The organism is Burkholderia sp. BCC1993, from assembly GCF_905339865.1.
GTDB lineage: Bacteria > Pseudomonadota > Gammaproteobacteria > Burkholderiales > Burkholderiaceae > Burkholderia.
Window position 1 is genome coordinate 112,445 of sequence record NZ_CAJPGZ010000006.1, and the last position, 12,483, is coordinate 124,927.

11 protein-coding genes are annotated in these 12,483 nt (G+C 68.3%); 10 read left to right on the forward strand and 1 reads right to left on the reverse strand.

From position 1 onward, the window contains the following. Positions 1 to 23: 23 nt before the first annotated feature. The 8 genes from dapB (at position 24) to U4Y91_RS11520 (ending at position 8,449) form a co-directional block, all read left to right on the forward strand. Entirely contained in the window at positions 24 to 821 is a 798-nt protein-coding gene (dapB, locus tag U4Y91_RS11485) for a 4-hydroxy-tetrahydrodipicolinate reductase (RefSeq protein WP_124663261.1), read from the forward strand. A gap of 19 nt (positions 822 to 840) precedes the next feature. Further along, positions 841 to 1,509 carry a MotA/TolQ/ExbB proton channel family protein gene (locus U4Y91_RS11490; RefSeq protein ID WP_321805162.1) on the forward strand — a complete coding sequence of 223 codons (669 nt, stop codon included), beginning with the start codon at positions 841 to 843 and terminating at the stop codon, positions 1,507 to 1,509. Between the two features lie 22 nt (positions 1,510 to 1,531). Next, the gene (locus U4Y91_RS11495) at positions 1,532 to 1,987 is read left to right on the forward strand and encodes a biopolymer transporter ExbD (RefSeq protein WP_321805163.1); all 456 of its coding nucleotides are present in this window, start codon (positions 1,532 to 1,534) and stop codon (positions 1,985 to 1,987) included. A 311-nt stretch (positions 1,988 to 2,298) separates the two neighbouring features. Further along, the gene (gene leuS, locus U4Y91_RS11500) at positions 2,299 to 4,893 is read left to right on the forward strand and encodes a leucine--tRNA ligase (RefSeq protein WP_321805164.1); all 2,595 of its coding nucleotides are present in this window, start codon (positions 2,299 to 2,301) and stop codon (positions 4,891 to 4,893) included. A 38-nt stretch (positions 4,894 to 4,931) separates the two neighbouring features. Continuing rightward, positions 4,932 to 5,486, forward strand: coding sequence for an LPS assembly lipoprotein LptE (lptE, locus tag U4Y91_RS11505; protein WP_321805165.1), 555 nt, complete (start codon positions 4,932 to 4,934; stop codon positions 5,484 to 5,486). An 18-nt stretch (positions 5,487 to 5,504) separates the two neighbouring features. Continuing rightward, a complete protein-coding gene (gene holA / locus U4Y91_RS11510) occupies positions 5,505 to 6,599 on the forward strand; it encodes a DNA polymerase III subunit delta (RefSeq protein ID WP_321805166.1) in 1,095 nt (364 codons plus the stop codon). A 138-nt stretch (positions 6,600 to 6,737) separates the two neighbouring features. After that, the gene (locus U4Y91_RS11515) at positions 6,738 to 8,009 is read left to right on the forward strand and encodes a glutamate-5-semialdehyde dehydrogenase (protein ID WP_321805167.1); all 1,272 of its coding nucleotides are present in this window, start codon (positions 6,738 to 6,740) and stop codon (positions 8,007 to 8,009) included. Between the two features lie 17 nt (positions 8,010 to 8,026). After that, positions 8,027 to 8,449 carry a CopD family protein gene (locus tag U4Y91_RS11520; protein ID WP_124488267.1) on the forward strand — a complete coding sequence of 141 codons (423 nt, stop codon included), beginning with the start codon at positions 8,027 to 8,029 and terminating at the stop codon, positions 8,447 to 8,449. A 259-nt stretch (positions 8,450 to 8,708) separates the two neighbouring features. On the opposite strand, the gene U4Y91_RS11525 is transcribed toward U4Y91_RS11520, so the two are convergent. Then, positions 8,709 to 9,557 (reverse strand): MurR/RpiR family transcriptional regulator, encoded by an 849-nt coding sequence (locus U4Y91_RS11525; RefSeq protein ID WP_044844153.1) that lies wholly within the window; start codon positions 9,555 to 9,557, stop codon positions 8,709 to 8,711. Between the two features lie 293 nt (positions 9,558 to 9,850). On the opposite strand from U4Y91_RS11525, the gene edd reads away from it, so the two are divergent. Next, the gene (gene edd / locus U4Y91_RS11530; protein WP_321805168.1) at positions 9,851 to 11,707 is read left to right on the forward strand and encodes a phosphogluconate dehydratase; all 1,857 of its coding nucleotides are present in this window, start codon (positions 9,851 to 9,853) and stop codon (positions 11,705 to 11,707) included. A gap of 19 nt (positions 11,708 to 11,726) precedes the next feature. Then, entirely contained in the window at positions 11,727 to 12,353 is a 627-nt protein-coding gene (gene eda, locus U4Y91_RS11535; RefSeq protein ID WP_059465387.1) for a bifunctional 4-hydroxy-2-oxoglutarate aldolase/2-dehydro-3-deoxy-phosphogluconate aldolase, read from the forward strand. Positions 12,354 to 12,483: the final 130 nt, after the last annotated feature.

Genomic DNA, 12,483 nt, shown 5'->3' on the forward strand with positions numbered 1-12,483 from the left:
TTAGACCTGTCGTGTAGAAAGCCATGAAGATTGCGATTGCCGGTGCATCGGGCCGTATGGGCCGGATGCTGATCGAAGCCGTTCTCAACGATTCCGACGCGCAGCTCGTCGGCGCGCTCGACCGCGCCGATTCGCCGTTCCTCGGCCAGGACGCGGGCGCGTTCCTAGGCAAGGAAACCGGGATCAAGCTGACCGACGACCTCGATGCCGTGTTCGCGCAGGCCGACTACCTGATCGACTTCACGCGGCCGGAAGGCACGATCGCGCACGTCGCGGCCGCGCTGCGCCACGACGTGAAGCTCGTGATCGGCACGACCGGCTTCACCGCCGAGCAGAAGGCCGAGCTGCAGGCCGCTGCGGCCAAGATCGGCATCGTGTTCGCGGCGAACATGAGCGTCGGCGTGAACGTCACGCTGAAGCTGCTCGAATTCGCGGCGAAGCATTTCTCGCACGGCTACGACATCGAGATCATCGAGGCGCACCACCGTCACAAGGTCGACGCGCCGTCGGGCACCGCGCTGATGATGGGCGAGGCCGTGGCCGGCGCGCTCGGGCGCTCGCTCGACGACTGCGCGGTGTACGGCCGCCAGGGCGTGACGGGCGAACGCGACCCGTCGACGATCGGCTTCGCGGCCGTGCGCGGCGGCGACATCGTCGGCGATCACACCGTGCTGTTCGCCGGGATCGGCGAACGGATCGAGATCACGCACAAGTCGTCGAGCCGCGTGTCGTACGCGCAGGGCGCGCTGCGTGCGGTCCGCTTCCTGTCGGCGCGCGGCGCCGGCCTGTTCGACATGCAGGACGTGCTCGGCCTGCGCTGACCCTCACGGGGAAACTCCGATGGCGATTCCCACCGGCGTTGTCCACTACCTCGAAAGCGGCGATGCGATCACGCACGCCGTCGCCTATGTGCTGCTGGCGATGTCCGTCGCCAGCTGGTGCTTCCTCCTCATGAAAGCCTGGCTGCTGGTCCGCGCGAAGCGGCAGGGGCCGCGCGCGCTTGCCGCGTTCTGGCGCGCGGCGTCGCTCGACGCGGGCATCGCCGCGCTGGCCGGCACCGATCGCGAGCGCGTGTTCGTGCCGCTCGCCGAAGCCGCGCGCGATGCGGCCGACGAACACGATCCGGCCGCGCTGGCCGCGCGTGTCGAGCGCAGCGAACGTGTGCTGCGCGCGCTGCGTCACGCGATGCTGCGCTCGCAGCGGCGTCTCGAGTTCGGCCAGGTGCTGCTCGCGTCGATCGGCAGCACCGCGCCGTTCGTCGGGCTGCTCGGCACCGTATGGGGCATCTACCACGCGCTCGGCAGCATCGCCGCGAGCGGGCAGGCGCAGATCGAGAACGTCGCGGGGCCGGTCGGCGAGGCGCTGATCATGACCGCGTTCGGGCTCGTCGTCGCGATCCCCGCGGTGCTCGCCTACAACATCCTCGGGCGGCTCGTGCGCCAGCTCGCCGAGGAACTCGACGGCTTCGCGCGCGACCTGCACGTATTCGTGTGCGCGCAGGGCGCCTGACGCGCGGCCGGGAGGAGCGACCATGGCATTCGGCGGGCTGGAGCACCACAAGACGTCCGCGCCGATGGCGGAGATCAACATGACGCCGCTGATCGACGTGATGCTCGTGCTGCTCGTCATCTTCATCATCACCGCGCCGCTGATGACGCACGCGATCCGGCTCGACCTGCCGAAGGTCGCGGCCAGCGTCGCGCGCGACACGCCGCAGTCGGTCACGCTGTCGATCGACGACGCCGGCAAGCTCTACTGGGACGACGCGCCCGTCGCACTCGACGCGCTGCCGGCGCGCTTCCGGGCCGCCGCCGCGGGCGCCGCGCCGCCCGAGCTGCGGCTGCGCGCATCGCGCGCGACCCGCTACGACGTGATCGCGCAGGTGATGGGCGCCGCGCAGGCCGCGGGCCTCACGCGGATCGGCTTCGTGACCGACGTGCCGCCGGCGGGCGCCGCCGCGCCGGCCGCCGCGGGCGCGACCCGCTGACCGGCTGACCGGCTGACCGGCTGACGCACCGGGCGCTCGCGCCATCCGCGTCGTCCCGCAGGCAAGAATGCGGGCCGGCCGGCGAGACCGGCCGTACCGCCCGCCACGGACGGTATAATCGTCGTTTTCGCCCGGTTGGCAGGGTTTCGCCGGGTAACCTGGAGACCCTCCGGGTTACCCGGCGAATATCCGGAACCATGAGGCAGGCCCGGGAACCGCGAGCCTGCTCCCGCCGCCGGGCTGCCCGATTTCGTCCACTTCCGCGTGCCCGCCTCGTGGCGCGCCGCTTAAAGCCTAGTCCGAACCACACCATGCACGAGAGATACGTACCCGCCGACGTCGAAGCCGCCGCTCAGGGCGACTGGCGCGCAGCCGATGCCTACAAGACGAAGGAAGATTCGCAGAAGCCGAAGTTCTACTGCGTATCGATGCTGCCGTACCCGTCCGGCAAGCTGCACATGGGTCACGTGCGCAACTACACGATCAACGACGTGATGTACCGCTATCTGCGGATGAACGGCTACAACACGCTGATGCCGATGGGCTGGGACGCGTTCGGGATGCCGGCCGAGAACGCCGCGATGGCGAACGGCGTGCCGCCCGCGAAGTGGACCTACGACAACATCGACTACATGAAGGGCCAGATGCAGTCGATGGGCCTCGCGATCGACTGGTCGCGCGAGATCGCGACGTGCAAGCCCGACTACTACAAGTGGAACCAGTGGCTGTTCCTGAAGATGCTCGAGAAGGGCATCGCGTACAAGAAGACGGGCACCGTGAACTGGGACCCGGTCGACCAGACCGTGCTCGCGAACGAGCAGGTGATCGACGGCCGCGGCTGGCGTTCGGGCGCGCTCGTCGAGAAGCGCGAGATCCCGATGTACTACCTGCGGATCACGCAGTACGCGGATGAGCTGCTGAAAGACCTCGACGGCCTCGGCTGGCCCGAGCGCGTGAAGATCATGCAGCAGAACTGGATCGGCAAGAGCTTCGGCGTGAACTTCGGCTTCCCGTACGAACTCGACGGCGAGCAGAAGCTGCTGCGCGTGTTCACGACGCGCGCCGACACGATCATGGGCGTCACGTTCTGCGCGATCGCGGCCGAGCACCCGCTCGCCACGCGCCTCGCGCAGGGCAAGCCGGAACTGCAGGCGTTCATCGACGAATGCAAGCGCGGCGGTGTCGCCGAGGCCGATGTCGCGACAATGGAAAAGAAGGGCGTCGCGACCGGCTTCTCGGTGTCGCACCCGCTGACGGGCGAGCCGGTCGAGGTGTGGATCGGCAACTACGTGCTGATGAGCTATGGCGAAGGCGCGGTGATGGGCGTGCCGGCGCACGACGAGCGCGATTTCGCATTCGCGAAGAAATACGACCTGCCGATCAAGCAGGTGATCGCGGCCGAAGGCCAGACGTACTCGCTCGACGCATGGCAGGAGTGGTACGGCGACAAGGAAGTCGCGACCTGCATCAACAGCGGCAAGTACGACGGCCTGGCGTACGGCGCGGCGGTCGACGCGATCGCGGCCGACCTGAAGGCCGGCGGCTTCGGCGACAAGCAGGTCACGTGGCGCCTGCGCGACTGGGGCGTATCGCGCCAGCGCTACTGGGGCACGCCGATCCCGATCATCCACTGCCCGTCGTGCGGCGACGTGCCGGTGCCGGAGCAGGACCTGCCGGTCGTGCTGCCGGAAGACCTCGTGCCGGACGGCTCGGGCAACCCGCTCGCGAAGTCGGAAGCGTTCCTGAACTGCACGTGCCCGAAGTGCGGCGCGGCCGCGAAGCGTGAAACCGACACGATGGACACCTTCGTCGATTCGTCGTGGTACTTCTCGCGCTACACGGCGCCGGACGCCGAGACGATGGTCGACGCGCGCACCGATTACTGGATGCCGATGGATCAATACATCGGCGGCATCGAGCACGCGATCCTGCACCTGCTGTATTCGCGCTTCTGGACCAAGGTGATGCGCGACCTCGGCCTCGTGAAGTTCGGCGAGCCGGCGAAGAACCTGCTGACGCAGGGCATGGTGCTGAACGAGACGTTCTACCGCGAAGACGCATCGGGCAAGAAGACCTGGTACAACCCGGCCGACGTGACCGTCACGTTCGACGACAAGGGCCGCCCGGTCGGCGCGACGCTGAACGCCGACGGCCAGCCGGTCGTGCTCGGCGGCATCGAGAAGATGTCGAAGTCGAAGAACAACGGCGTCGACCCGCAGGTGCTGATCGACCAGTACGGCGCCGATACCGCGCGCCTGTTCACGATGTTCGCCGCACCGCCCGAGCAGCAGCTCGAATGGTCGGGCGCGGGCGTCGAGGGCGCGAGCCGTTTCCTGCGCCGCGTGTGGAGCTTCGGCGCGACGAACCGCGAAGCGCTCGCTGCGCGCGCGGGCTTCGACGCGGCCGCGCTCGGCGATGCCGACAAGGCGCTGCGCCGCGAGATCTACAGCGTGCTGAAGCAGGCCGATTTCGACTACCAGCGCCTGCAGTACAACACGGTCGTGTCGGCCGCGATGAAGATGCTGAACGCGATCGACGGCGCGAAGGGCGCGACGCCCGGCGTGCTGCGCGAGACGTACGGCGTGCTGCTGCGCGTGCTGTACCCGGTCGTGCCGCACGTCACGTTCGAGCTGTGGAAGGCGCTCGGCTACGCGGACGAATTCGGCCCGCTGCTCGACGCCCCGTGGCCGAAGGTCGACGAGGCCGCGCTCGAGCAGGCCGAGATCGAACTCGTGCTGCAGGTGAACGGCAAGGTGCGCGGCGCGCTGAAGGTCGCGAAGGACGCGAGCCGCGAGGCGATCGAAGCGGCGGCGGTGGCCGACGACGCGTTCGCGAAGTTCAGCGACGGCAAGCCGGCGAAGAAGATCGTCGTCGTGCCGGGCCGCCTCGTGAACATCGTCGTCTGACGGCCGTTGGCCGCCGGGCGCACACAGAAGGAGCGAAGGTGATCCGCAGATCGTTTTTGATGCTCGCCGTCGGCAGCGCGGTCGCGCTGTCGGCATGCGGTTTCCAGTTGCGCGGCCAGCAGGACTACGCGTTCAAGCACCTGCTGGTGGCCGGCGCGCCGGCGCCCGTCGAGGCGCGCCTGGTGCGTCTCGTCGAGGCCGGCAGCGACACGAAGATCGTCAAGTCGGCGGACGACGCCGACGCCGTGCTGCGCATGTGGGAGTCGCGTGGGCAGAACACGCTGACGCTCAACAAGTACGGCTCGGCGCAGGAGTACGCGCTGTTCTATACGCTGAACTACACGCTGACGAGCAAGGACGGCACCGTGCTGATCCCGCCGAGCGCGATCGCGCTGAACCGCGCGATGACGTACAGCGACCAGTACACGAACGCGAAGGCGCAGGAGGCCGAGATTCTGTACGGCGACATGGAGAACGACGCGGTCGACCAGCTGATGCGGCGTCTCGCGATCGTCCACTCGCTGACGCCGGCGCCGGAAGACGTGGTGCCGGGCGTTGCGCCGGGCGCACCGCTGCCGCCGCCGCCGCTCTGATCGCCAGCGAACGTATCGATGCAATTGCGACTTGATGCGCTGGAGCCGCACCTCGCGAAGGGGATGGCCGGGCTCTACACCGTCTACGGCGACGAGCCGCTGCTCGCGCAGGAAGCGTGCGACCGCATTCGTGCGGCCGCGCGCGCGGCCGGCTTCACCGAGCGATCGGTGCATACGGTCGAGCGCGGCTTCGACTGGAGCGTGCTGCTCGGTGCGACCCAGGCGATGTCGCTGTTCGGCGAGCGCCAGCTGATCGAGCTGCGCATTCCGTCGGGCAAGCCCGGCAAGGAAGGCGCGGACGCGCTGAAGACGCTCGCGGCGACCCCCAATCCCGACGCGCTGATGCTCGTCACGTTGCCGCGCCTCGACGCGGCCACGCAGAAATCCGCGTGGTTTACCGCGCTGCAGAACGGCGGCGTCGCGCTGAAGATCGATCCGGTCGACCGTGCGCAGCTGCCGAACTGGATCGGCCAGCGTCTGTCGATGCAGGGCCAGCGCGTCGCGCCCGGCGACGACGGGCGGCGCGCGCTGCAGTTCATCGCGGAGCGCGTCGAGGGCAACCTGCTCGCCGCGCACCAGGAGATCCAGAAGCTCGGGCTGCTCTATCCGCAGGGCGTGCTGACGTTCGAGCAGGTGCACGACGCGGTGCTGAACGTCGCGCGCTACGACGTGTTCAAGCTGAACGAGGCGATGCTCGCGGGCGACGCCGCACGGCTCGCGCGGATGATCGACGGGCTGAAGGGCGAGGGCGAGGCGATCGTGCTCGTGATGTGGGCCGTCGTCGAGGAGTTGCGCACGCTGCTGCGGATCAAGCGCGGCGCGACGGCCGGCAAGCCGCTGGCCACGCTGCTGCGCGAGAACCGCGTGTGGGGGCCGCGCGAGCGGCTGATCGGCCCCGCGCTGAACCGCGTGTCGGAAGCCGTGCTCGAGAAGGCGCTCGCGTTTGCCGCGAAGCTCGACCGGCAGGTGAAGGGGCTGTCGGCTGTTACGCCGGGCCGCCGCGCGCAGGACGATCCGCCGCCCGATCCGTGGGACGGCCTGTTCCAGCTCGCGATGACGGTTGCCGGCGCGTGCGGCGAACGACCGCCGACCGCGGGTCGCGTGCGGCGTTAAGCCCCGTCCGGGCCTTCAGCGCACGCATCGCAACCCGCTTACAATATTTCGATAGCTGGCGCGGCCTTCCTGCCGCCGCGCCTCACGCTTCTCCACGAATTCATGCCGCGCCAAGCGGCTCGCTTCTCGAGTCACACGATGGATATCGACCAGTACATGACGGACCTGGGCCGCCGTGCCCGGCACGCTTCCCGCGCGATGGCGCGCGCCAGCACGGCGGCGAAGAACGCGGCGCTCGACGCCGTGGCCCGAGCGATCGAGCGCGACGCGCAGGCGCTGAAGGACGCGAATGCACGCGACGTCGCCCGTGCCCGCGAAAAGGGGCTCGATGCGGCGTTCATCGACCGCCTGACGCTGTCGGACAAGGCGCTGAACACGATGGTCGAAGGCCTGCGCCAGGTCGCGTCGCTGGCCGATCCGATCGGCGAGATCGGCAATCTCAAGTACCGCCCGAGCGGGATCCAGGTCGGCCAGATGCGCGTGCCGCTCGGCGTGATCGGCATCATCTACGAGTCGCGCCCGAACGTGACGATCGACGCGGCCGCGCTGTGCCTGAAGTCGGGCAACGCGACGATCCTGCGCGGCGGCTCCGAGGCGCTCGAATCGAACGCGGCGCTCGCGAAGCTGATCGGTGAAGGGCTCGAGGCGGCTGGCCTGCCGCAGGACGCGGTGCAGGTCGTCGCGACCGCCGATCGCGCGGCGGTCGGCAAGCTGATCACGATGACCGACTACGTCGACGTGATCGTGCCGCGCGGCGGCAAGAGCCTGATCGAGCGCCTGATCAACGAGGCGCGCGTGCCGATGATCAAGCACCTCGACGGCATCTGCCACGTGTATGTCGACGATCGCGCCGATCTCGCCAAGGCACTGACGGTGTGCGACAACGCGAAGACGCACCGCTACGGCACCTGCAACACGATGGAAACGCTGCTCGTGTCGGGCGGCATCGCGGCCGCGCTGCTGCCGCCGCTCGGCAAGCTGTATCGCGACAAGCAGGTCGAGCTGCGCGTCGATGCGGCCGCGCGCGCGGTGCTCGCCGAGGCGGGCGTCGGTCCGCTCGTCGACGCGACCGACGAAGACTGGCACACCGAATATCTCGCGCCGGTGCTGGCGATCAAGGTCGTCGACGGCCTCGACGCCGCGATCGAGCACATCAACCATTACGGCTCGCACCACACCGATGCGATCGTCACCGAGGATCACGACCGCGCGATGCGCTTCCTGCGCGAAGTCGATTCGGCGAGCGTGATGGTCAATGCGTCGACGCGCTTCGCGGACGGCTTCGAATTCGGCCTCGGCGCGGAAATCGGCATCTCGAACGACAAGCTGCACGCACGCGGCCCCGTCGGCCTGGAAGGGCTCACGTCGCTGAAGTACGTCGTGCTCGGGCACGGCGAAGGCCGCCAGTAAAGCGAGGCGCACAACCGATGGCAATGCTCTGGGTCAAGACGTTCCATATCGTTCTGATCGCCGCGTGGTTCGCGGGGTTGTTCTACCTGCCGCGCATCTACGTGAACCTGGCCATGGAGACCGATCCTGCCGCGGTGCGGCGCCTGCTGCTGATGGCGCGCAAGCTGTTCCGCTTCATGACGATGATCGCCGTGCCGGCGCTCGCATGCGGGCTGTGGCTGTGGCTCGTGATCGGCATCGGCCAGGGGCAGGGCTGGATTCATGCGAAGGTGACGGTGGTGCTGCTGCTCGTCATCTACCACGCGTATTGCGGGCACCTGCTGAAGGTGTTCGAGCGCGGCGAGAACCGTCGCACCGACAAGTGGTATCGCGTGTTCAACGAACTGCCGGTGCTCGGCATGCTCGTGGCGGTCGCGCTGGTCGTGATCAAGCCGTTCTGAGCTGAGCGGCCGGCGAGGTGCGGCCGGCTCGGCTGTCTGCACCGATCCATGCGCAACGGCGCCCCTCGGGGCGCCGTTCGTCGTTTACGTGCGTGTCGGGTAGCGGCTGACGCGCCGGACCGTGAGTCGGTTCTGCATCGCTCATGCGCCGGCCGGGCGCCGTGCGTGGGTCAATCCTTCCCGCCGTCGTCGATCCAGCGGCGCGTGATCGCCTCCTTCGCGCGGCCGACGCGTTACCGGTCGAGCGCCGCACTTGGGATCAATCCTTCGTGCCGTCGTCGATCCGGCGGCGCGTGATCGCTTCCTTCGCACGGCCGACGCGCTCCATCAATGCGGGCCCGCGCGACAGCGCGACGCCGACCGCGAGGATGTCGCCGATCGCGAGATGTGACATCCGCGACGTCATCGGCGAGAACACGTCGGTTTCCTCCGCGACGTTCGACGCGAGGCTCACCGTCGCGAGCTTCGCGAGCGGCGAATGGCTCTGCGTGATCGCGACGACCTTCGCGCCGCACGCGAGCGCGGAGCGCGCGGCCTCGACGATGTCGCGCGTGCGGCCGGTGTTCGAGATCGCGACGACGACGTCGTGCGGCCCGAGCAGCGCGGACGACATCGAGAACGTGTGCGGGTCCGAATACGCGACGCTCGGCACGCCGAGCCGGAAGAACTTGTGCTGGATGTCCTGCGCGGCGATGCCGGAGCCGCCGGCGCCGTAGAACTCGATGCGCGACGCGTTCGACAGCAGCGCGATCGCGTCGGCGACGCTGCCGGCCGACAGGCTGTTGCGCACCTCGATCAGCGCGCCGATCGTGCGGTCGAACACCTTGCCGATGATGCCGGGCGCGGGCTCGTCGGGCTCGACGTCGCGATACACGGACGACACGCCCGGCGCGACGCTCTGCGCGAGCCGGATCTTGAATTCGCGAAAGCCGCTGCAGCCGAGCGCCTGGCAGAAGCGCGCGATGGTCGGCTGGCTGACGCCCGCGCGGGTCGACAGCTCGGTCATCGCGAGGTCGAGCACCTCGCGCGGCGCGGCGAGGATGTAGTCGGCGAGCTTGCGCTCGGACGGGCGCAGGTCGGCGCGGATCGCTTCAATGCGAGGCAGCATGGGACGGCGGATGGAAATCGGGTTCGGATGAGCGAGTGTATCGCAATCGAATTGTAGAAAATCTACATGAAAATGCTAGATCTATCGTCGGCAATTTCTGCAGTGGCAGATGTCGGTGATTAGGGTTTTCACTAGGAAAGCCTTGCTGGTGGCGGCAGAATGAGTTGTGCGTATGCTGATCCGCATTGCGCGCTTGTAGTTTTTCTACTAGACTGGCTTCGTTCGTTCGATGCACTCGACCGTCCCCACGATTCCAACCGCCGGTGTCCGTCCGGCATACAGGAGCGCCCAGCATGACGTCGCTGCACCCCACCCTGGCGAAAGTCACCGATCGCGTGATCGCCCGCAGCCAATCGACCCGTTCCGCCTATCTGCAGCGCATCGACGGCGCGCAAGGCAAGTTCCCGGCGCGTGGCGCACTGTCGTGCGCGAACCTCGCGCACGGCTTCGCGGGTCTCGAAGGCAGCGACAAGTTCCAGATCAAGGCGATCCGCGAGCCGAACATCGGCATCGTGTCCTCGTACAACGAGATGCTGTCCGCGCACGCGCCGTACAAGGATTTCCCCGACATCATCAAGGCCGCCGCGCGCGAGAACGGCGGCGTCGCGCAGTTCGCGGGCGGCGTGCCGGCGATGTGCGACGGCGTCACGCAGGGCAACCCGGGCATGGAGCTGTCGCTGTTCTCGCGCGAGGCGATCGCGATGGGCACGGCGATCGCGCTCACCCACAACATGTTCGACGCGGCGCTCTGCCTCGGCATCTGCGACAAGATCGTGCCGGGCCTCTTGATCGGCGCGCTGCAGTTCGGCCACCTGCCGACCATCTTCGTGCCGGCCGGCCCGATGACGAGCGGCCTGTCGAACGACGACAAGGCGAAGATCCGCCAGCAGTTCGCGACCGGCCAGGTCGGCCGCGACGCGCTGCTCGAAGCGGAATCGGCCGCGTATCACGGCCACGGCACCTGCACGTTCTACGGCACAGCGAACAGCAACCAGATGCTGATGGAGCTGATGGGCCTGCACCTGCCGGGTTCGGCGTTCGTCCATCCGCACACGCCGCTGCGCGACGCGCTGACCGCCGAAGCCGCGCGCCGCGTGCTCGACCTGACGGTCGAGCGCGGCCACTACACGCCGATCGGTCACGTGATCGACGAGAAGGCGATCGTCAACGGGATCGTCGCGCTGCTCGCGACGGGTGGCTCGACCAACCACACGCTGCACCTCGTCGCGATCGCGCGCGCGGCCGGCATCCTGATCGACTGGAACGATTTCGACGAGCTGTCGGCGGTCGTGCCGCTGCTCGCGAAGATCTACCCGAACGGCAAGGCCGACGTGAACCACTTCCACGCGGCGGGCGGCGTCGCGTTCCTGGTGCGCAACCTGCTCGAGGGCGGGCTGCTGCACGAAGACGTGACGACCGTGGCGGGCAAGGGCCTGTCGCACTACACGAAGGAGCCGAAGCTGATCGACGGCAAGCTGACGTGGGTCGACGGCACGGCCGAGAGCCACGACACGAAGGTGCTGCGCGGCATTCGCGACCCGTTCCAGCCGGACGGCGGCCTGCGCCTGATGCAGGGCCGGCTTGGTCGCGGCGTGATCAAGATCTCGGCGGTCGCGCCCGAGCACCGCAAGGTGACGGCACCCGCGATCGTGTTCGATTCGCAGGAAGCCGTGCAGGAGGCCTTCGATCGCGGCGAGCTGAAGCGCGATTTCGTCGCGGTCGTGCGCTTCCAGGGCGCGCGCGCGAACGGGATGCCCGAGCTGCACCGTTTGACGCCGCTGCTCGGCGTGCTGCAGGATCAGGGCTTCCACGTCGCGCTCGTCACCGACGGCCGGATGTCCGGTGCGTCGGGCAAGGTGCCGGCCGTGATCCACGTGTCGCCGGAAGCGCTGCTGGCCGGCCCGCTCGGCAAGGTGAAGACGGGCGACACGCTCGTGATCGACGCGGAAGCCGGCATTCTCGACATCGAGGTCGACGACGCCCAGTGGCAGGCGCGCCCGGTCGCGCAGCCGCTGCATCAGGCCGAGAACGAGGTCGGTTTCGGGCGCGAACTGTTCGGCGTGTTCCGCGCGGCGGCCGCGCCGGCCGAGCAGGGCGCATCGGTTTTCGGGACGCTGGTCGGCGAAACGGCCGTCCGCGTCGCTGCATGAATTTCAAGGAGTGTTCCAGATGAAGACGATTGCTGAAATCGTGAAGCTGGGCCCGGTGATTCCGGTGCTCGCATTCGACTCGGTCGAGCAGGGCGAACACGTGTCGCGCGCGTTGCACGCGGGCGGCGTCAAGGTGCTCGAGATCACGCTGCGCACGCCGGCCGGCCTGGAGGCGATCCAGCGCGCGAGCCAGCTCGCGGACGACATCGTCGTCGGCGTCGGCACGATCACGAAGCCCGAGCACTGCGAGCAGGCGAAGCGCGCGGGTGCGAAGTTCGGCGTGTCGCCGGGCCTGACGAAGGACCTGCACCTCGCGTCGCTCGACGCCGGCCTGCCGCTGCTGCCGGGCGTGATGACGCCGAGCGACATCATCCAGGCGCTCGAATTCGGCTACGAGATCGTCAAGTTCTTCCCCGCGCAGCAGGCCGGCGGCGTGCCGATGCTGCAGGCGTTCCACGGCCCGTTCCCGGCGCTGAAGTTCTGCCCGACGGGCGGCATCACGGTCGACACCGCGCCGAATTTCCTGAAGCTGCCGAACGTCGTGTGCGTCGGCGGTTCGTGGCTCACGCCGAAGGCCGCGCTCGCCGCGCAGGACTGGGCCGAAGTCACGCGCCTCGCGCAAGCCGCGAGCCAGCTTCACCGCTAATACTTGTACGGAATGAAGGCTTGACCCTCGGAAAGCGAGCGCTTAGTGCTTGTTTTACCGAGGGTTTTTGCTGATGGAACCGGTTCTATCCGCGGGCCGTAAAGATAAGTAAAATTCAGCGTCCTCACGG